The 20,065-nt window shown below is 60.0% G+C and carries 16 protein-coding genes, 1 tRNA gene and 1 pseudogene; 11 read left to right on the top strand and 7 right to left on the bottom strand.

Translation table 11 applies throughout. The features are described from left to right. Positions 1-89 precede the first annotated feature (89 nt). Positions 90-959, top strand: a complete 870-nt coding sequence (locus NTD88_RS16480) for an oxaloacetate decarboxylase (protein WP_095153994.1) — start codon at positions 90-92, stop codon at positions 957-959. Here NTD88_RS16480 and NTD88_RS16475 read toward each other — a convergent pair. Next, positions 917-2,385 (bottom strand): annotated as a pseudogene (locus NTD88_RS16475) (UDP-glucose dehydrogenase family protein). The gene NTD88_RS16480 and the pseudogene NTD88_RS16475 sit on opposite strands and share 43 nt — an antisense overlap. 236 nt (positions 2,386-2,621) lie before the next feature. On the opposite strand from NTD88_RS16475, the gene NTD88_RS16470 reads away from it, so the two are divergent. From NTD88_RS16470 to nadA, 3 genes are all read left to right on the top strand, one after another. Continuing rightward, complete coding sequence (locus NTD88_RS16470) at positions 2,622-4,118, top strand: YdgA family protein (RefSeq protein ID WP_262155013.1); 1,497 nt, start codon at positions 2,622-2,624, stop codon at positions 4,116-4,118. A gap of 92 nt (positions 4,119-4,210) precedes the next feature. Continuing rightward, positions 4,211-5,668, top strand: a complete 1,458-nt coding sequence (locus NTD88_RS16465; RefSeq protein ID WP_262155014.1) for a YdgA family protein — start codon at positions 4,211-4,213, stop codon at positions 5,666-5,668. Between the two features lie 221 nt (positions 5,669-5,889). Then, entirely contained in the window at positions 5,890-6,948 is a 1,059-nt protein-coding gene (gene nadA / locus NTD88_RS16460; RefSeq protein WP_095153990.1) for a quinolinate synthase NadA, read from the top strand. Between the two features lie 92 nt (positions 6,949-7,040). On the opposite strand, the gene NTD88_RS16455 is transcribed toward nadA, so the two are convergent. Beyond that, positions 7,041-8,474 (bottom strand): M48 family metalloprotease, encoded by a 1,434-nt coding sequence (locus NTD88_RS16455; protein WP_095153989.1) that lies wholly within the window; start codon positions 8,472-8,474, stop codon positions 7,041-7,043. A gap of 134 nt (positions 8,475-8,608) precedes the next feature. Here NTD88_RS16455 and NTD88_RS16450 point away from each other — a divergent pair, with 134 nt between their 5' ends. Both NTD88_RS16450 and NTD88_RS16445 read left to right on the top strand, forming a co-directional pair. Beyond that, complete coding sequence (locus NTD88_RS16450; protein WP_095153988.1) at positions 8,609-8,848, top strand: sulfurtransferase TusA family protein; 240 nt, start codon at positions 8,609-8,611, stop codon at positions 8,846-8,848. A gap of 26 nt (positions 8,849-8,874) precedes the next feature. Continuing rightward, entirely contained in the window at positions 8,875-9,945 is a 1,071-nt protein-coding gene (locus NTD88_RS16445; protein WP_095153987.1) for an AI-2E family transporter, read from the top strand. A 38-nt stretch (positions 9,946-9,983) separates the two neighbouring features. Here NTD88_RS16445 and NTD88_RS16440 read toward each other — a convergent pair whose 3' ends face one another. Beyond that, positions 9,984-10,457, bottom strand: coding sequence for a peroxiredoxin (locus NTD88_RS16440; protein WP_262155015.1), 474 nt, complete (start codon positions 10,455-10,457; stop codon positions 9,984-9,986). 12 nt (positions 10,458-10,469) lie between these two features. Further along, a complete protein-coding gene (locus NTD88_RS16435; protein WP_095153985.1) occupies positions 10,470-11,030 on the bottom strand; it encodes a glycine cleavage system protein R in 561 nt (186 codons plus the stop codon). 258 nt (positions 11,031-11,288) lie between these two features. On the opposite strand from NTD88_RS16435, the gene dapA reads away from it, so the two are divergent. The 5 genes from dapA to NTD88_RS16410 all read left to right on the top strand — a co-directional run bounded on the left by dapA (position 11,289) and on the right by NTD88_RS16410 (position 14,980). Then, positions 11,289-12,167, top strand: coding sequence for a 4-hydroxy-tetrahydrodipicolinate synthase (dapA, locus tag NTD88_RS16430; protein ID WP_095153984.1), 879 nt, complete (start codon positions 11,289-11,291; stop codon positions 12,165-12,167). Between the two features lie 17 nt (positions 12,168-12,184). Continuing rightward, positions 12,185-13,297 (top strand): outer membrane protein assembly factor BamC, encoded by a 1,113-nt coding sequence (gene bamC / locus NTD88_RS16425; RefSeq protein WP_095153983.1) that lies wholly within the window; start codon positions 12,185-12,187, stop codon positions 13,295-13,297. Further along, on the top strand, positions 13,298-14,056 hold the full coding sequence (locus tag NTD88_RS16420; protein WP_175651310.1) for an MBL fold metallo-hydrolase: 759 nt from the start codon (positions 13,298-13,300) through the stop codon (positions 14,054-14,056). A gap of 30 nt (positions 14,057-14,086) precedes the next feature. Beyond that, positions 14,087-14,797, top strand: coding sequence for a phosphoribosylaminoimidazolesuccinocarboxamide synthase (gene purC, locus NTD88_RS16415; protein WP_095153981.1), 711 nt, complete (start codon positions 14,087-14,089; stop codon positions 14,795-14,797). 93 nt (positions 14,798-14,890) lie between these two features. Further along, positions 14,891-14,980, top strand: a tRNA-Ser gene (locus tag NTD88_RS16410). A gap of 684 nt (positions 14,981-15,664) precedes the next feature. Here NTD88_RS16410 and NTD88_RS16405 read toward each other — a convergent pair. The 3 genes from NTD88_RS16405 to NTD88_RS16395 form a co-directional block, all read right to left on the bottom strand. Next, entirely contained in the window at positions 15,665-17,458 is a 1,794-nt protein-coding gene (locus tag NTD88_RS16405) for a hypothetical protein (RefSeq protein WP_262155016.1), read from the bottom strand. Then, entirely contained in the window at positions 17,455-18,132 is a 678-nt protein-coding gene (locus NTD88_RS16400; RefSeq protein ID WP_095153939.1) for a hypothetical protein, read from the bottom strand. The genes NTD88_RS16405 and NTD88_RS16400 overlap by 4 nt, the downstream gene beginning before the upstream one ends. Positions 18,133-18,243: 111 nt before the next feature. Beyond that, positions 18,244-19,329 (bottom strand): bifunctional glycosyltransferase family 2/GtrA family protein, encoded by a 1,086-nt coding sequence (locus NTD88_RS16395; protein WP_262155017.1) that lies wholly within the window; start codon positions 19,327-19,329, stop codon positions 18,244-18,246. Between the last annotated feature and the right edge of the window lie 736 nt (positions 19,330-20,065).

The following is a 20,065-nucleotide window of genomic DNA, read 5'->3' as shown; positions in this document are numbered from 1 at the left end:
TTGTCGGACAAAGACCTTCGCTGCTGTCAGAGAGACATCAAGGGGTGGTATGTTTCGCCTCAGAATGAAGTCGAAATAGTGGATAGATCATGCCTAAAGCGTCCCATCAAGATTTGCGTCGTGCGTTCCGTAAACTGCTTGCCTCCCCTCGTTGTTACCACACCGCCTCGGTATTCGATCCGATGTCAGCGCGCATTGCCGCCGACCTTGGTTTCGAGGTGGGTATTCTGGGAGGCTCGGTGGCGTCGCTACAGGTATTGGCTGCACCGGATTTTGCCTTGATCACCCTCAGCGAGTTCGCCGAACAGGCCACTCGCATCGGCCGTGTTGCACAACTGCCGTTCATCGCCGATGCCGACCATGGCTACGGTAATGCCCTGAACGTGATGCGCACCGTGATCGAGCTGGAGCGCGCTGGCGTTTCCGCGTTGACCATCGAAGACACCCTGTTGCCGGCCCAGTTCGGCCGCAAGTCCACCGACCTGATCAGCATCGAAGAAGGCGTCGGCAAGGTTCGCGCGGCGCTGGAGGCCCGGGTCGATCAAGAGCTGTCGATCATTGCCCGGACCAATGCCGGAGCGATTCCGACCGAGGAAGTCATTGCTCGCGTCGTGGCCTACCAGAACGCCGGTGCCGACGGCGTGTGCATGGTCGGCATCCGCGATTTCGAGCACCTGGAAGAGATTGCCCGTCACGTCACCGTTCCGCTCATGCTGGTCACCTACGGCAACCCGCAACTGCACGATGACGTGCGTCTCGCCGAGCTTGGCGTGCGCATTGCCGTTGACGGCCATGGCGCCTATTTCGCCGCGATCAAGGCGACCTACGACTGCCTGCGCGAGCAGCGGCGCATTACCAGCTCCGCTTCCGACCTGAGCGCGACGGAGCTGACGCACACCTACACCCAGCCAAATGACTACATCGTCTGGGCGCGTGAGTTCATGGACGTCAACGAGTAAGACGCTTCGTTGTCTCGGGCGCGAGGATTGCCAGGTCGCACGTCCTCGCGTCCGATGCTGTAGTACGCAAGGCCCGCATCGGCCATGTGCGCCGGTTCGAACAGGTTGCGTCCGTCGAAGATCACCTGATCGAGCAGGCGCTGCCTGACCAGTTCGCTGTCCAGGACTTTGAAGTCCTCCCACTCGGTGACGATCACCAACGCGTTGGCGCCTTTCAGCGCGTCGTCCTTGTTGTCCAGCAACTCCAGATCATTGCGCTCACCGTAGCGACGACGCGCTTCGTGCCGTGCTTGCGGGTCGAAGGCGCGGACTTTCGCGCCGGCCTGCCATAGCGCCTGCAGGAGTACCTGGCTGGGTGCTTCGCGCATATCGTCGGTATTGGGTTTGAAGGCCAGGCCCCACACGGCGAACGTCTTGTCGGACAGGTCTGCGTTGTAATGCTGGAGAATCTTTTCGAACAGGCGATGTTTCTGTCGCTGATTGATGGCATCCACCGCTTGCAACAGACGGGGCTGGTAGTCGTGTCGCTCGGCAATCCGCTGCAGGGCCGTCAGGTCCTTGGGAAAGCACGAGCCGCCAAAGCCGCAGCCGGCATAGATGAAGTCGTAGCCGATACGCGGGTCCGAGCCAATACCGCGGCGCACGGCTTCTATGTCCGCGCCCAGGTGTTCGGCGAGATTGGCCATTTCGTTCATGAACGAGATCTTTGTCGCCAGCATGCAGTTGGCCGCGTACTTGCTCAGCTCGGCGCTGCGGGCGTCCATGCTGATGAAGGTGTCGTGATTGCGGCTGAAGGGGCTGAACAGTTCCTTCAACAGGGCCAGCGTCGCGGTGCTGGCGCCGCCGATGATGACCCGGTCGGGGCGCATGCAGTCGATGACCGCCGAGCCTTCCTTGAGAAACTCCGGGTTGCTGACCACGTCCAGTTGCGCGGCGCTGTCCGGGCGCAGGCTGATCAGGCGGGCCTTGATGGCATCGACGGTGCCGACCGGCGAGGTGGATTTGTTGACGATGATTTTCTGACCGTGGGCGTGCCGGGCGATGGCGTCCGCGACCGCGAAGACCTGACGCAGGTCGGGGCGCTGCCATCGGCCAGTGGCGGGGTGCCCACAGCGATGAATATCACGCTGGCGGCTTCGATGGCGGGCACCGCGTCGGTGCTGAACAGTAGGCGGGAACTGGCCAGGCCTTTGTGCAGCAGTGCCGGCAGGCCAGGCTCGAAGATCGGGCAATGGCCACGGGACAGCGCGTCAATGCGTTCGGCGTCGACATCCACGCAGCACACCCAGTGTCCAACTTCGGCCAGGCAGGCGGCCAGGGTCAAACCAACATAACCGGTACCAAACACAGCAAGTTTCATACGAAGCTCCGTTATCAGGCCGATGCTGTTCCTCCTGCCCGGGCAGGCAGGGCATGGCCTGAACATGTCAGCGTCCGATGACAGTTATGTGAGTGTCTGGCGGGGTTGTGAGGTGGATTCTAGGGCGTTGGTTGCCGGCATCGGATTTGGCCTCGGAAACAGGCTACGAAATGCGTCGAGTTTTCCAGCGTATCGGTGGCGGATTCCTGAGCTTTTTGCCCGCGATCGCGGTGCTAACCTCCTGGCCCCTGATGCCCGGTACGCAAGGTCCGGGTGGTTTTCTCCACTGTCTGGACCTCTTCATGAAAAAGATACTGGTTGCACTCGCTGGCGTTGTTGCGCTCAGTGCTGCTGGCTGTGCGTGGATCACATGGCACACCGGCAAATCAATGCCGACACGGATGGATGCGCTGCTTGAGCATGCCAACCAGCAATTGCAGGTAGCGCTGGGGCACGAGGGGGAGGCAAAAATCGAGCTGCTTTGGAGCGCCTTTCATACCTTCAGTGCCGATGCCCGTTACCGGGTGACCTACGAGTCGGTGGGGCAGGACCCTGTTCAACTGGAGTTCGTTGATCGTATCGAGTACGGGCCGTTACCGTGGTCGAGGGTGAAGCGCATGCAACTGATGCCAGTGATGGCTACAAGCAATTTCACATTGGTCAAAACCGAAGGCTCCGCGACCTGGTTTTCCGCCAGTAAAGGGGAGGTTCCGTTGCGTGGGGGTATCAGCGTCAATTACGAAGAAACCATCAACACTCACGTCGAGTTCGCGCCGTTCGAGATCACGGAACAGGATTATTCGCTGACGTCCAGCGGAGGAAGTTTGCTCCTGAACTCGGCTCAAGGTGACGACACCGTGGCTATTTCCGGCGAGATGGAGCGCCTCAGGATACATCTGAAGAGTGAGAACATCCGCAGTGTATATGTCTATCTCGCGGGAATAGATGTGAATGCTCACTTGGGAACAGGTCTTCAGGGGCTGCGGACCGGTTGGCTGAAAGTCGGTTCGACGGATGTCGGATTTCAATCTGCCGGTAAGACTTTATCGTTTGGCCGGGCCGCGTTCCATGATGAGTATCAGGTTGCCGAGGACGGGTATTCGAGGAAGCAGATAATCGTTGCTCCGAATATCCGGCTGGCTGGTTGGCCGTATGGCAGCGCTCGGCTGGCGTGGCGTGTCGAAGGTCTGGACCCGGCGGCGCTCAAAGGATTTTTGCAGGGGCGGCGCTCGGGAGTGTGGGGCACTATGAACGCGGTAGATGTTGCCGAGACAAATGGAGCAGATACCGATCCGAAAGGGTTGTTGAGCGAATCGGACGATCGGCTTGAAGCAGCCATGCTCAAGCTGCTGACGAACAGGCCGAAATTCGTAATCGAAGAGTTGTCATTCAAAACGAGCGAGGGAGAGAGTCGGGCGGACATGTCTGTTCAATTTCGTCGGCCGGACGATGACCGTATTTCCTTTGCTGACTTGATTGAGCAGATGCCTGAGTCGGGCAATGTCAATCTCGAGATCTCCAAATCGACTATCGATGAGTGGGCGCGTCCCTTCAACCTCGGCAGGCTCACTGCGGACACCCTGCGCGGAGCGTTCAACAGTCGAACCTTGTGGGAGATACTTTCAAGCGAGGCTGAGCGGAGTCCTTTTCTGGAAGTAGTGGACGACAGCATTCTGATGAAGCTGCAATTTAGCCCACCTGATGATGTGGATCTCAATGGCAAGAAGATGACAAGGGAGGAGTTCTTGAGAACGATCTGGATAGATATGGCCAGACGATCGCTGTCCGCATTGCACTGAATCCCGCAGCATAAATGCTACTCTCGCCGCCTTGAAGGCCCGGACCCTGGTGTCCGGGCTTTCTTTTCCAAGGAACGCAACTGGATCACTTCATGAAGAAAACACTGGTAGTTATCGGCGGGCTGGCTGTAATGGTCGCGGCGACCTGGACGTCGATCGCGTGGTACACCGGCCAGCAACTGCCCGCGCAGTTGAACGCTGCCCTGGCCGACGTCAATCGCCAACTGGACGTGGCCATGGGCACTCAAATGCAGGGCAAGGTGGAACTGCTTTCCCTGGAGTCGCATAAGTTCACCAGTCTCGCCCGCTACCGGGTGACCCTCAGCGACCCGGACGGAGAGTCGGTGGCGCTGGATTTCGTCGATCACATCGAGCACGGGCCTTTCCCGTGGTCGCGGCTCAAGCAGTTGCAACTTGCACCCGTGATGGCTGCGAGCACTTACGCGCTTGAGAAAACCGACAAGACCGAGAAATGGTTCGCCGCCGCAGGTGATCAACTGCCGTTGGGCGGCAGCATGAGCCTGAGTTATGGCGGTGCCGTGCGCACCAACCTCAAGCTGGCGCCGCTGGAAGTGAAGGGCGAGGAGGGCGTGATGTTCTCGTTTTCCGGTCTGACGCTGCAGATCGACACCGATGCCCATGGCGATGAGCTGCGCTTCGGGGCTGCCATGGAGCACCTGACCCTGACGCAAGGCGACGGTTCGACACTGGACTTCGGCCTGAAGGACCTTACCTTCGCCGCTGACATGAGCAAGAGCCGTTACGGCTTCTATACCGGTTCTTATGTGGCCGACCTGGGAGAGGTGTCGGTTGTCTACGATGGCCAGCCGTCGCTGAAGTTCGGCCTGGACCTGCGTGACACCTACCGTATCGAGAACGATGGTCTGGCGCTCAAGGGTGTGTATCAGGTTTCCGATATCAGCTATGCCGGCAAGCCGCTGGGCAGCGCACGCATGGGCTGGAGCGTGCAGCGCCTGAATCCCGAGGCAATCGGCAAACTGGTGAGTTGGTATGAGCAACATATGCCGGAACTGGAAGCCATTGCCCTGGAACAGTCCGATGGTGCCCAGCTTCTGAACGATCCGCTGTTGAAGGATGTATTGCAGGGCGTGCTGGCCGGCCAGCCACGGGTAGCACTGGAGGAACTGTCGTTCAAGACGGCCAGTGGCGAAAGCCGCGTTGACCTCGCTGTCGACCTCGCCGGTGTGGCGCTGGCGGACCTGCCGCCGGAGCAGGCGCTGGCCCAATCGATCAAGTCGGTCCAGTCCAATCTGAAGATTTCCAAGCCAATGATCGGTGATATCGCGGCCCTGCGTGCGACGCTGGATGGCCTGGATGCCGACTCGATCCGGCAGGCGTCGGCAGCGGGCGAGATGGTCGGCATGATGGCCTTGCAAACCCAGATGGCGACGGTGCAGGGTGACAACATCCTGATGCACCTGGGTTACGCCGACGGCCTGGTGGACTTCAACGGGCAGAAAATGACCGTTGAGCAGTTCGACGCCTTCGTCCGAGGACGTGCCGCACTGCTGACCGGTGCTGCTCAGTAATCACCTTGCTCCGCGGGCGACGTGTCGAGCGTCGCCCGCTCGCTTTATCGGGCAAAAATCTCTTTAGAATTCATCCGATTATCTGTAGCCTTCGGCGACTCATAAAACCGAGGTTGCGGCGGACTTTTGCCGAAAATGCAAAGGCCAAGCTGTTACCCGATTTGTCCGTGCCCGATGATACACTCGACTTACGCGCATCAGCGCCAGCAGGTCTTGCGAACATGACGCAGATTTCCGAACGCCTTCTGGTCCAGGCCCATCTGGACGCCAAGCAGCCCAAGCCGCTCACGCCTGAACAAGAGGCCGAATACCGTGCCGCCATCGCCGCCGAACTCAAGGCGCAGGATGCGGTGCTCGTCGCCCACTACTATTGCGATCCGGTGATCCAGGCGCTGGCCGAGGAAACCGGTGGTTGCGTGGCCGACTCCCTGGAGATGGCCCGCTTCGGCAAGAACCACTCGGCCAAGACCGTGCTGGTGGCCGGCGTGCGCTTCATGGGCGAGACCGCGAAGATCCTCACTCCCGAAAAACGCATCCTGATGCCGACCCTCGACGCCACCTGCTCCCTCGATCTGGGCTGCCCGGTGGACGAGTTCTCGGCCTTCTGCGACAAGCATCCGGAGCGCACCGTGGTGGTGTATGCCAACACTTCGGCGGCAGTGAAGGCCCGTGCCGACTGGGTGGTGACCTCCAGTTGCGCGCTGGAAATCGTCGAAAGCCTGATGGACAACGGCGAGACCTTCATCTGGGCACCGGACCAGCACCTGGGCAACTACATCCAGAAGCAGACCGGCGCCGACATGCTGATGTGGGATGGTGCGTGCATCGTTCACGAAGAATTCAAGTCGCGACAACTGGCCGATATCAAGGCCCTGTATCCGGACGCCGCGATTCTGGTGCACCCTGAATCGCCGGCCGCCGTCATCGAGCTGGCTGACGCCGTGGGCTCCACCAGCCAGTTGATCGCCGCCGCGCAACGCATGCCGAACAAGAAGTTTGTGGTCGCAACCGATCGCGGCATCTTCTACAAGATGCAGCAGCTGTGCCCCGACAAAGAGTTCATCGAAGCGCCGACCGCCGGCAACGGCGCGACCTGCCGCAGTTGCGCGCACTGCCCTTGGATGGCGATGAACACGCTTGAGCGCACCTTGCAGTGCCTGCGTGAAGGGACGAACGAGATTTTCGTGGAACCGGCATTGATTCCGCAGGCGATCAAGCCGTTGCAGCGGATGCTGGACTTTACCCAGGCTGCGCGGCTGAAGTTGTCCGGTAACGCTTGAGTCTTTCAGGGCTGCTTGGCAGCCCTTCACAGGATTTGCGCCAACCTCGTTGTCGAGGCGGGCTCAAATCCTGTGGATCGAGGCCACAGGCCTCAGCGCATCATGTCCTTGACCATTCGTTGCTGCTCCAGCAAATCCCGCTGACGGGCGTCGATCCGCGACGCGAGCTGGAAGTTGGTACCCGCCCGGCGTTTGGCGTAATCCAGTTGTTGCAGCGCCTGGTCGAAATCGCCAGTGAGGGCGAAGAACTCCGCGCGCGCCTGGTGCAGGCCGATGGTGTTGCCTGAAAGCCCGCGAGCTTCGGCGAGGTCGTACCAGATATCCGGGTCGTCGCCACGGTTCTTGATCAAGGCTTCCAGCGCTTTTTCGGCTTCGGCGGGTTTGTTCTGCTTGAGCAGCAGGTCGGCCCGAACCTGTTGCAGCGGATAGTTGCCCGGGTAGAGCTGGCGCATCTTGTCGACCCGTTGCTGAGCATCGGCCAGGCGGTTGTTGGTGATGTCCAGGTCGATCTGGGTCAGGTTGTAGGTGATGTCGTTGGGTGATTTGGCCAGCAGCGGCTTGAGATTTTCCCGCGCTTCATTGAGTTGGCCGCCCTTGATCTGTGCCAGCGCCAGACCGTAGCGCGCAGCATCGAGGTTGGGGGTTTCATCCAGCAGGGCGCGGAAGCGCTTGGCCGCGAGGCCGGGCGTCCCCTCATAGAACAGTTGCACCCGGGCACGCATCAACTGATAGCGCAGGCTGTCTTCGGTGCCGCCGGCAGGGGCCTGTTCGGCGCGGTTGCGGGTGTCGGCGATACGCGACTCGGTCACCGGGTGGGTCAGCAGGAATTCCGGCGGCTTGGCGTCGAAGCGGTACTGGCGCATCAGTCGCTCGAACATGGACGGCATGTTGCGCGGGTCGTAGCCGGCTTTTTCCAGGTTGAGGATGCCGATACGGTCGGCTTCCTGTTCGTTCTGGCGGGAGAACCGCCGCTGTTCCTGGATGGCCGCCGCCTGGGTGCCGGCGATGGCGGCGATACCGGCGTCACCGGCGCCGGAAGCGGCAATCACGATGCCCGCCAGCAGGGCGGCCATCATCGGCAGTTGCATGCGCTGCTGGGCTTCGACGCCGCGGGCGAAGTGGCGTTGCGACAAGTGCGCGAGTTCGTGGGCCAGTACCGAGACATATTCGCCCTCGGTCTGGGCATTGAGGAACAGGCCGCCGTTGACGCCGACGATCCCGCCGGGAGCGGCGAAGGCGTTCAGGTCGGGGCTGTTGATCAGGATGAACTCCAGGCGGCGGTCCTGCAGTTGGCTGGTTTCGGCAAGACGGTAGACGCTGGACTCGACGTAATCCTTGAGCTGTGGGTCCGACAACTGGCTGACATTGCCGCGCAACAAGCTCAGCCAGGCCCGGCCCAGTTGGTGTTCCTGCTGCGGAGAGACAATGGCAGAGCTGGCGTCGCCAAGTGACGGCAGGTCGTCGGCGTGGCTCGGAAGCGCCAGCAGGCAGGCCAGTGTCAGCAAGGTAGGGCGCAGAAAATTCATGCACGAAGCTCTGGTCGACAAAGAGCCTTACTGTAGCCGCCTCGCACGGTTGCGACCAGTGGCGGTATTCTGCGAGGCTTGCCTGCGCCGCACGCCAGCGCTGTCTGGCCGGCTGGTTTTTCTGGAGAGTTTTGATGACTGACACCTTGCACCACGATGCCGAACTGGACGCCAGTGGCCTCAACTGTCCACTGCCATTGCTCAAGGCCAAGCTGGAGCTGAATCGCCTTGCGTGCGGCGCGGTGCTCAAGGTGATTGCCACCGATGCTGGCTCGCAGCGTGACTTCCGCACTTTTGCCAGGCTAGCCGGTCATACGCTGCTGCTCGATACCGCCGAGGGCGGGGTCTACACCTATTGGCTGAAGAAGGCCTGAGTTTCTTTCCTACCCAAGGATCGTCGATGTTCAAAGTGCTACGCAGTTGGCTGCACCGCTATTTCTCGGACGAGGAAGCCGTGGTGTTGGCGGTCCTATTGTTTCTCGGGTTCACCGCCGTATTGACCCTGGGCGGCATGCTGGCCCCGGTGCTGGCGGGCATGGTCCTCGCGTTTCTCATGCAGGGGCTGGTGAACGCCCTGGAGCGTCTGCGCGTGCCCAGCAAGGTCGCGGTGGGTTTGGTTTTCACCCTGTTCATGGGGGCGCTGGGCGTGTTCCTGCTGGTGTTGGTGCCGTTGCTCTGGCATCAACTGATCACGCTGTTCAACGAGTTGCCGGGCATGCTCGGCAAATGGCAGTCGCTGCTTCTGCTGCTGCCTGAGCGCTACCCGCACCTGGTGTCCGATGACCAGGTGCTGCAAGCCATCGAAGCCATGCGCGGGGAAATCGGCAAGTTCGGCCAGTGGGCGTTGACCTTCTCGTTGTCGAGCCTGCCGCTGCTGGTCAATGTGATGATCTACCTGGTGCTGGTGCCGATCCTGGTGTTCTTCTTCCTCAAGGACCGCGAGACCATTGCGCGCTGGGTCAGCGGCTATCTGCCGCAGGAGCGCGCGCTGATGACGCGGGTGGCCGAGGAGATGAACCGGCAGATCGCCAATTACATTCGCGGCAAGGGCATCGAGATTCTGATTTGCGGCGTGGCGACCTACATCGCCTTCGTTGCCCTCGGGCTCAACTACGCGGCGTTGCTGGCGCTGCTGGTGGGGCTGTCGGTGGTTGTGCCTTACGTCGGTGCGGTGGTGGTGACGGTGCCGGTCACGCTGATCGCGTTGTTCCAGTGGGGCTGGGGCGACCAGTTCATCTACCTGATGGCCGTCTACGCAATCATCCAGGCCCTGGATGGCAACGTGCTGGTGCCCTTGCTGTTTTCCGAAGCAGTGAGCCTGCACCCGGTGGTGATCATCTGCGCGGTGCTGCTGTTCGGCGGGTTGTGGGGGTTCTGGGGGATCTTCTTCGCCATTCCGCTGGCGACGCTGTTCAAGGCCGTGCTGGATGCCTGGCCACGGCGTGAGCCCGCGGTGGCACCGTTGCTCTGAAACAAGACGGGGCATGTTCGACATGCCCCGTTTGATATTCACGCCTTGTTCAATTCTTCCGCTGCGGCCAGTACCGCGGCCACGTGGCCAGGCACTTTCACGCCGCGCCATTCCTTGCGCAGCACGCCGTTCTTGTCGATCAGGAAGGTACTGCGGTCCACGCCCAGGTATTCCTTGCCGTAGAGCTTCTTCAGCTTGATCACGTCGAACAGTTGGCAGATGGCCTCGTCCTTGTCACTGATCAGCTCGAAGGGAAATGCCTGCTTGGCCTTGAAGTTCTCGTGGGACTTGATGCCGTCACGAGAAACGCCGAACACCTCGGTGCCGGCGGCCTGGAAGGCGGCGTACTGGTCGCGGAAGTCCTGGCCTTCGGTGGTGCAGCCCGGGGTGCTGTCCTTCGGATAGAAATACAGCACCACCTGACGGCCCTTCAGCCCGGCAAGGCTGATCTGCTGGCCACTGGTGGCCTGAGCCTGGAAATCGGCGACGGGTTGGTCGAGTTCAACGGCCATGGGCAAGCTTCCTTACATCGGGTTCTGTGGGCGCCAGGGTTCGATCAGCGCATCGAGGTTGAGCGCGTCGGCGAAGTCCAGGAACTGGTCACGCAGCCAACTGATCTGGGTGCCGGCCGGCAGGGTGACGGTGAAGGTGGCATTGAGCATGGTGCCGCCGGTCTGCGGAGCCTGATAGGTATCGCAGGTCAGGCTTTCCAGCTCGACATTGTGGTCGATGAAGAACTGGCACAGCTCATTGACGATGTCGGGGCGGTAGGCGGCACTGACATAGGCGACATACGGCAGCGACAGCGGACGCACTTCAAGGTCGGCGCTGCGCACCACGTTGACGATGAAGCCGTGCTTTTTCGCCAGGCTCGGCAGCGCGCCCTCGAAGCGCGCCAGGGCATCCCAGTTGCCGGTGATCTGCAGGATCAGCGCGCTGCATTCGCCGTGGCGGCTCAGGCGGGAGGTCACCACCGAGCAGCGACTGTCGTTGCTGGCCCGGCAAAGGATGTTGGTCAGTTCCATCGGGCTTGGGCCCAAAGCACTGACGACAAGGAATTGTTCGCGGACGGTGGGGGTGGACATAGCATTCCTAAAGCGATGAGCGGTCGGTACTTGACGGGGTGAACAGGCTGTTCAGCGTGCTCCCGGGCCTCTGGATCGAGGCGGCGGACACTGTCGGGGCACGTTGTCGGCAGCCCGGCAGGCCGCTATGTACCGATCAAAGGACGAAGGGTAGCGAAAATGGCCGCCGAGGGGAATGCTCTGCCCGCCTGCGTCGCTTGTGCAAGCCCGATGGCGCCAGTACCATTACCGCTCTCTTTTTCCGGCAGGAGCAGCTTCATGATTGCGGGCAGTATGGTGGCATTGGTCACACCCATGGATGCACAAGGGCGTCTGGACTGGGACAGCCTCAGCAAACTCGTGGACTTCCACCTGCAGAACGGTACCCATGCCATCGTCGCAGTCGGCACCACCGGCGAGTCGGCGACCCTCGATGTCGAAGAACACATCCAGGTCATCGAATTCGTGGTCAAGCGCGTCAATGGTCGCATCCCGGTCATCGCCGGTACCGGTGCGAACTCCACCAGCGAAGCCGTGCACCTGACCCAGAACGCCAAGAATGCCGGCGCCGATGCCTGCCTGCTGGTGGTGCCGTACTACAACAAGCCGACCCAGGAAGGCCTGTACCAGCACTTCAAGCACATCGCCGAAGCCGTCGACATCCCGCAGATTCTCTACAACGTTCCCGGCCGCACCTCCTGCGACATGCAGGCCGAGACCGTGATCCGCCTGTCCACCGTGCCGAACATCATCGGTATCAAGGAAGCCACCGGCGACCTGAAGCGTGCCAAGGCCATCATCGACGGTGTGAGCGAAGACTTCCTCGTGCTGTCCGGCGATGATCCGACCGCCGTCGAACTGATTCTGCTGGGCGGCAAGGGCAACATCTCGGTGACCGCCAACGTCGCCCCGCGTGAAATGGCCGACCTGTGCAACGCTGCACTCGAAGGCAAGGCTGACGAAGCCCGCGCCATCAACGAAAAACTGATGCCACTGCACAAGCACCTGTTCATCGAAGCCAACCCGATTCCGGTGAAGTGGGCTTTGGTTGAAATGGGCCTGATGCACCAAGGCATCCGCCTGCCGCTGACCTGGCTGAGCGACTCCTGTCACGATACGGTACGCCAGGCCATGCGCCAGTGCGGCCTGCAGTTTTAATTGAGGACGTACACCGCATGAAGCGATTGGCTGGTCTTTCCGCCCTTGCCCTGATCATTTCCAGCACCAGCGGTTGCGCTTGGCTCTGGGGCGAGGACGGGTATTTCCGTGACCGTGGCAGCGACTACCTGGAGGCCACTCAAAAGCCGCCCATGCAGTTGCCGCCTGATGTGAGCAACGTCAAGCGTCTCGACCCTCTGCTGCCGATCCCGCGCAACGTCGCGGACGACAACGTCAAGGGTGAATACGAAGTTCCGCGTCCGCTGCCGCTTGCGGCCAGCGCCGACGCTACCGATTTCAGCCTGCAGAAGAGCGGCGCCGCTCGTTGGGTCCTGGCCCAGCGCGCTCCGGCCGAAGTCTGGCCGGTTGCCCGCCAGTTCTTCGAGGACAACGGTTTCCGTATCGCCGAAGAGCGTCCGCAGACGGGTGAGTTCAACACCACCTGGCAGCGTTTCGACGAGCTTTCCGCCTCCATGGCCGAGCGCCTGGGTGGTGCCGCCAGCAGCCGCGACAACGAGGTCCGCGCGCGGGTCCGTATCGAGCCAGGCGTGCAGCGCAACACCAGTGAGGTCTATGTGGTGACCGTCGAGCGTGCCGCCGGCAGCAGTGCCGAGCAGGAATTCCCGGCCCGTTCGACCAACACCGGCGTCGACGCCGTACTGGTCGACGAAATGCTTGCCAGCATGACCCGCAGCGCCGAGAAGGGCGGTTCGGTGTCCTTGCTCGCGGCCCGTGATTTCGATGCACCTAGCCGTGTCAGCCTGAGCGAAGACGGTAGTGGCAACCCGGTTCTGAACCTCGGTGCCGATCTCGATCGCGCCTGGTCCAGTGTCGGTCGTGCCCTGGAGCACGGCGAATGGCGCGTTGAAGACATCAACCGCAGCCTGGGCTTGTACTACATCAACCTGGCCGAGAAAGCCGAGCCGAAAAGCGAGCCTGGTTTCTTCAGCCGCGTCTTCGGCAGTGCGCCGAGCAAGGAAGAGATCGAAGCCCGTGCCGAGCGCTATCAAGTTCGCCTGAGCAAGGTGGGCGACAGCGTCCAGGTTACCGTCGAGAAGAACATCAACACCGTGGCCCCGGCCGATGTGGCCCGTCGCGTACTGAGCGTCATTCAGGACAACCTGGGTTAAGTGCGCTTCGCGGTACTTGGAAGCGGCAGCCAGGGAAATGGCACGCTGATCAGCAGTGGCGACACGCACGTACTGGTCGATTGCGGATTTTCCCTGCGTGAAACCGAGCGGCGCCTGGCGCGGCTCGGTGTATCGCCAGACATATTGAGCGCCGTGCTGGTGACTCACGAACATGCCGATCATGTGCATGGGGTGGGGTTGCTGGCACGGCGCTACAATGTTCCGGTCTATCTCAGTCGTGGCACGTTGCGCGGGTTGCGCAAACCGCTGGAAGCGACAGGGTTTCTCGCGGCGAACGATACGTTCGACGTGGGCGCCCTCAGCATTCGTGCGGTGGGTGTGACGCATGATGCGCTGGAGCCTTTGCAGTACGTGTTCACGGACGGTCGACGGCGCCTCGGCGTGCTGACCGACCTGGGCTCGTACGACACGACGTTGCTGGACCATTACCGGGGCCTGGATGCCCTGCTGATCGAAGCCAACCATTGCCGTGACCTTCTGGCACGGGGACATTATCCGCAGTTTCTAAAACTGCGGGTTGGCGGCGATTACGGACATTTGAACAACCATCAGGCCGCGCGCCTGGTGGCGGAGTTGGGGTGGGAAAATCTGCAGCACCTGGTGCTGGCCCACCTCAGCAGCAAGAACAACCTGCCACAGCTGGCCCGGCAATGTTTCGTCGATACCCTTGGGTGCGACCCGGACTGGCTGCAAGTGGCCAACCAGGATTGTGGGCTCGACTGGCGCGAAATCGTCTAGCCCCCTCTCATTTAGCAAGCGGAGCCCATCATGGAAAAACGTGAAGAACTCTACCGCGGCAAAGCCAAGTCGGTTTACAAGACCGACGACGCTGACCGCTTGATCCTGCTGTTCCGCAACGACACCTCTGCCTTCGACGGCAAGCGTATCGAACAGCTCGACCGCAAAGGCATGGTGAACAACAAGTTCAACGCCTTCATCATGCAGAAACTGGAAGAAGCCGGTATTCCGACCCAGTTCGACAAACTACTGGGCGACAACGAATGCCTGGTCAAGAAGCTCGACATGATTCCGGTCGAGTGCGTAGTGCGCAACTTCGCTGCTGGCAGCCTGGTCAAGCGCCTGGGTGTCGAAGAAGGCATCAAGCTGGAGCCTTCCACCTTCGAGCTGTTCCTCAAGGACGACGCGAAGGGTGACCCGTTCATCAACGAATCCCACGTTGTTGCCTTCGGCTGGGGTACCGCCGAACAACTGGTGAAAATGAAAGCCCTGTCGTTGAAGGTCAACGAAGTGCTGAGCAAGCTGTTCGATGACGCCGGCCTGCTGCTGGTGGACTTCAAGCTGGAGTTCGGCGTATTCCACGGCGAAATCGTCCTGGGTGACGAGTTCAGCCCGGATGGTTGCCGCCTGTGGGACAAGGAAACCCGCAAAAAGATGGACAAGGACCGCTTCCGCCAGGGCCTCGGTGATGTGATCGAAGCTTACGAAGAAGTCGCAAAACGCCTGGGCGTGCCGCTGTAATTCGGCACGTTCGCGCAAGCATCTGAAAGCACGCGATTTTTTTCATCCAGGGGCTTCGCCTTTGGCAAAAGTGCTGGTATGATGCGCGCCATTGGAGAGATGCCGGAGTGGCCGAACGGGACGGATTCGAAATCCGTTGTACTGGCGACAGTACCTAGGGTTCAAATCCCTATCTCTCCGCCATATGTAATACACAAAGCCCCGGAAATCGGGGCTTTGTTGTTTCTGGGCCTTTCTACTTCCCTGCCTGTTCCTGTGTATCGCCGTTGCGGGCGCATTTGTTTGGCATATGCCTTTCGATGTTATCCGGCAGCGCTCCCGTTGGGGCTCATGTGCCGCCCTTATCGGGTCGAACCCCATTCGTAAACGACTGATCTGACCGGCTTTAGTGCTCGAAGCAAGGCATGGCTGGGCTGAGAGGTTGCTGGCGTTTCTCGTTGCGTGTTGCTGGCTCAAGCTGCGTTACTGGCACAACTCGACTGAATCTCACTTGGGAAGCAATTCATCTGGTCGCTGAGTTCTCGGCGCGCTTCCGGGTTGCTGAGGATGCCCCGGCGGACTCCCGGCGTATTGCTCTGTTCTTCCATCTGCTGCAACAAGCCTTCGGCGGCAAGGTGGTGGGCAGATTATCGTTGCCACTCAATCAATATCCCCTCGTGCCCTCTAGAGGTCTCAACAGCACGCAAAAAAAACGCCCAAGCCCTTTGTAAGGAGGGCTTGGGCGTTTTTTCTTTTTGGCTTCAGCACAATCAGTGTGTGCGGAAATGTCAGGCATTCAGGGTCTTGCAGCGGCCGGCAGAGGCACAAAATTACGAGCCGATTGGTTAAATCCTTGGTTCCTGACGAAAATCACGACTGAAGACTGCGCTAGGGATTTGAAGCTGCCGGCAGATCCTCGACCTTCAGGCTCCGGGTAATCACGAAACCGTATTTATCCTCGTTGGCCAGATAGTCTGTGCTCGCCAGCGATGCGCGCAGCGCTGGGTAATTGAAGGAGTCAGGTCCCATCAGTACCCGGCTGCCCGGGTGCTGCTTGATGGCGGCGGTGACGCAGGCCATATCCGGGCAGATGCGATGACGCTTTTCGAGGTCCGGCAGCAGGGCGACGAACTGGTAGTTGGTGATGATCAGGCCATCGCCCAGGTTGTTGATGTCGGTGTAGGCCAAGTGGTTGACGGTAGGCCAAACGATTTCACGACGGGCCTCCTTGGCGGCTTCAAGGTAGCGCGATTCTCCAGTCACCAGTTGCAGCAGGCCTGCGATGGCAACGGCGAGGACCAGTCCGATGAGCTGCAGTGTCGCGCTGCCACGGGTGTGTTGACGTCGCAGGGGGCTCTGCGCCGAGCCGAAGAATTCCCGCAGCGGCGCAAGTTCGCGCATCAGTGGGCCTTCGAGGATCGAGGCGCCGCAGATTGCCGACATTCCCAGCAGTGCAATCAGGAACCAGCCGTTGCGTTCGTCATAGGCGCAGCAGTTCGAATAGGCGATGAAGGCCACCCCTGAGCACGCCAGGTAGACCAGGCCGATCTGGCTGGCCAGGCGCTTCGGGGTGCATAGGTTGAAAGCGGCCAAGGTCAGCATCAGCAGCAGAGGGAAGCGTCCGAACATGTTTACCACGAGGTTCCAGCCATGTTCGTAGATGCCGCCTCCGTCAGATGCCCGCGAAGTCAGGCTCATGAGGAAGCTGAGATTGCCCAGCGCGGTCGGCATCGATGGCGCGGAGGAAAAAATGATCATGAAGGTCGCGGGTGGTACGACCATAGCCGCCAGGCGCGCCAGGTACCAGGCAGGCCGTTTCGAAGTACGCAGACCTATCAGGATCAGCCCCAGCGCGATTGCGATCGCGCCCAGGGTGCCGGGTTGCTTGGTGATCGCGCCGATACCGGCAAACAGTGCGGCGCACAGGGTGTACTGGTCGATCCGCTCGTCCTGGCGGTCGCAGCAGGTCGCCAGGTACAGCGCCACCCCGGCGATCAGGGTAAGCATCATCACGATAGGGTCGGTGATGCCAGCCAGCAGGTGTGGGTTGAGCAGGAATATGCCCCATACCGAGAGGAACACCAGCAGTGCCGCCAGGGGCCGACGGGCGATGGTCAGCGAGCCAATCTGCACGACCAGCAGCAGCGGGAAGATACACAGCAGCAGGCGGGTCATGACCCAAACCATCGGGTTGGCTTGGGCCTTGTAAATCAGCGACCACAGCCCTGGCAGGAATAGCGGATAGGCGGCGATGTAAGGCGAGTAGGTGTTCTCGAATAACTGCATGGCCCAGTTATTCCAAGAGGCGTTGACATCCCAGCCGGATAGAACGATTTCTCCATCGAGGATTGGCTTAAGCGCTCCCAGCGGGCTCAGCAGCAGGCCGATTGCGATGATCGCGACCACCAGCAGCAGGCTGCCGAAGCTGAAGACGACTTTGGCGTCGTTACCCTTGAAAAATCGACGCACGGTGATCACGGTTACCGCCAGGAGGATTGGCAGCAACAGGTCGCCGAGATTCAGCCAGTAGGACACGAACACTACCAGCCAGCTCAGCCACAGTGATTTGGCCACAGTCAGCGTGGTCAGGGACAAAATGTCGATACGGCCCCTGATCGGCCAGATGAAGCCGATCAGCAGCATGAATAGCGAGACCGCCAGAAACCCGAAAAACAGCGTCATTTGTTGTCTCCAGTAGCGACATAAGGCACGAACTTGACGTTCGATAGCACCACTGCGGCCCTTGGATCACCGTAGTTGAGGTTGATTGCGATCTTCATGTAGCGAGCGCTGGGCGGAATGCGGTTCAACTCGCGCCCGTTCGGAGAGAACACGCCGCTGAGCTGGAGGCGTCCTGTGGCACGGGTTACTACATCGTTCGAGGCGACGCCGAACATATGCGACTGCGGTTCGATAATGATGTTCTTGTCCTTGTCGAAGAACACCACGCCTGCGTAGGTGGCCGAGCCCTTGTCGTCGGTGCCATCGGTGAGGGTTATCAGTTCGAAACTCATCCGGTAACTGTTGTTGCTATCGATGGGCAGCAACTGTCGGCTGTAGAGGTTGCTGGGGCCGACGAACAGCGCGCCCTTGCGATAGCCCTGGCGCACAAGGAGCAATTGGTCCTGGAATACTTGCTGAGAGTCACGAGAATCGACATAGCGGGAGTAGTTCACCGCATTGATGTCGAAGTGGTCCCAGAGCCCAAGCTGCATGGACAGTTCCTGCCGGTAGAGGTAGCTCGCGCCGGTGGCAAGCCATAGTGCCAGCAATACGGCGACCCAGCGGAAAGTGCGTGGGTGCAACTGCACGTCGTTGCCCAGGGAGGAGGGGAGTGTTTGATTGATCTGATTCATGTCTGGTTCGCAAAGGCAGGGTAGCGGCGGTTCCCTGGGCGGGAGCCGTCAGACTGGAAGTGCTAAAGCATCAGGGTTGGCCATGACTGACCAGCCCTGAGCTGAAAGGAATTATCGAGACGTTTCCACGCTTGGCGGGACGGGGGTCGCAGTTGACGCCACATCCGGGGCTGGAGCGACTTTCTTGAAGATGAAAGCCCTCTGCACGAAGAAGTTGAAGAAGAACAGGCCCAGAGTGCCGGCGATATAGGTCAGCACCTTCGGCATTTCGAACTGTTCTTTGGCCAGATCGATGAGCGGCACCAGGATGGAGATATTCAGGAGCACCAAGACCAGGTACTTCATGAAGGTACTGAGGGTGTTTCCCCCAACTTTGTAGATGAAGTTGCGGGCCAGATAAAAATAGCCCAACGTTCCGACCGTGCGCGCCACGACCACGGACAATGTTGTGGAGCCGCTGATCGAATCGACTAGCTGGAAGGTCAGAAAGTCCATCAGGGCGAGGAACAACGACACCATCCCGCCGCGCAACAGCACTGCGTAGATTTTCGCCGAGTCCTGCAGCTTGCGGAAGTGTGAAGACGGGTTGCCCGGCTCGTAGACGGTTTGGATCACGACCTCCTGCAGTCGGTTCCTGCGCGCGAAGATAATCAGGGCCGCCAGTTCGAAGTCGTATTTATCCTTGGTTATGGCTAGCAAGTCTTCATAGAAGCACGCTGGAATAAAACGCAGTCCGGTTTGGGTGTCGTTCACACGTTTGCCATGCACCAGATGGAATACCCGGATGGTCAATTCGTTGCCGAACTTGGAGCGCAGCGGTGTGGACTCGTCAAATACTCGGCGACCGAGGATTACCGAATTGCCGGTTTCGACACCGGCCGCCATGACCCGCAGGATGTCTACGGGGAGGTGCTGACCGTCGGCGTCGGCCGTCAGCACATAAGGCATTCCCCGATCACGTGCGATAGCGATGCCGGTTTTCAGCGCGCCACCCTTACCCTTGTTTACAGGATGCGTCACAACTTCGATGCCGCGTGCCTCCAGATCGGCAAACACTTGAAGTGCGACTTCACGACGAGAACCATCGTTGATGACGAGCAGGGGCACGTTCTGATTGGTGCTGCGCATCATCTCCAACAGTTCATCCACTAGCTTGACTAGGGTTCCATCCGGTTCGTAAGCAGGGATCAGGATCACGACAAATTCCGCATTTTAGGTCGAGGACCGCGAACTTTATAGTCGAGAGAAGGGGCCGTCAATCTGATAGGCGACTTAAGGATTGAACTTTTGCTCAAAAAAAATGTATTCCAGGCTCCTTTTCGAACGAGTGGAAGTTTGGAGGGGGCGTCGTGCCCCCGGATTACAGCCGAGGGATATCCGGTCATGAGTGCTTTTCCTGCGAGTGGCATCTGAGGTCGTTAGCTGCCAGACACCGCATAAACGGTTACGCAGACTTGATTCGGATTTAGCTGTGCTGGCCTGGGTCCATTGCAAATAATGAATTATGGGCTGAGGCCCCTCATCATCGCGCGGACAGAACGAAAAGCTAAGACAGCGGTAAGACGAATTAGAGAACCTTGAGTGAAGAGATTGTTGGCGGGGGGGCGGTCGGGGCAGGTGAGTCGCCCCACTCTGAATATGGAGGCTATGCGAAGGCTTCACCTTGCAGAGGCAGACGCGAAGCAATCTGAATGGGTTGAGCGCCTTCAAATGTTAAGCACTGTATGAAATGCATCCGAACTCACCCATGCTGAATTGAAAACAGATTTCTGTGTGACGCTGGTCAGAGTGCTCATTTACACCCATCAAACGTTGAGCGACCCCCAGACTGTTCCTCGCCTGTTTTCACCTTGGCTGATCGCCTCTCGGCGACGTTTTTTACACAACCCAGGTGCCTAAAAATTCGCCGCTGGTCAAGGGGCCGAGGGGAGCC

This window comes from Pseudomonas sp. 20P_3.2_Bac5, assembly GCF_025466035.1.
Classification (GTDB): domain Bacteria; phylum Pseudomonadota; class Gammaproteobacteria; order Pseudomonadales; family Pseudomonadaceae; genus Aquipseudomonas.
Note: the sequence above shows the minus strand (reverse complement) of the source record. Positions and strands in the feature narration are given on the sequence as shown.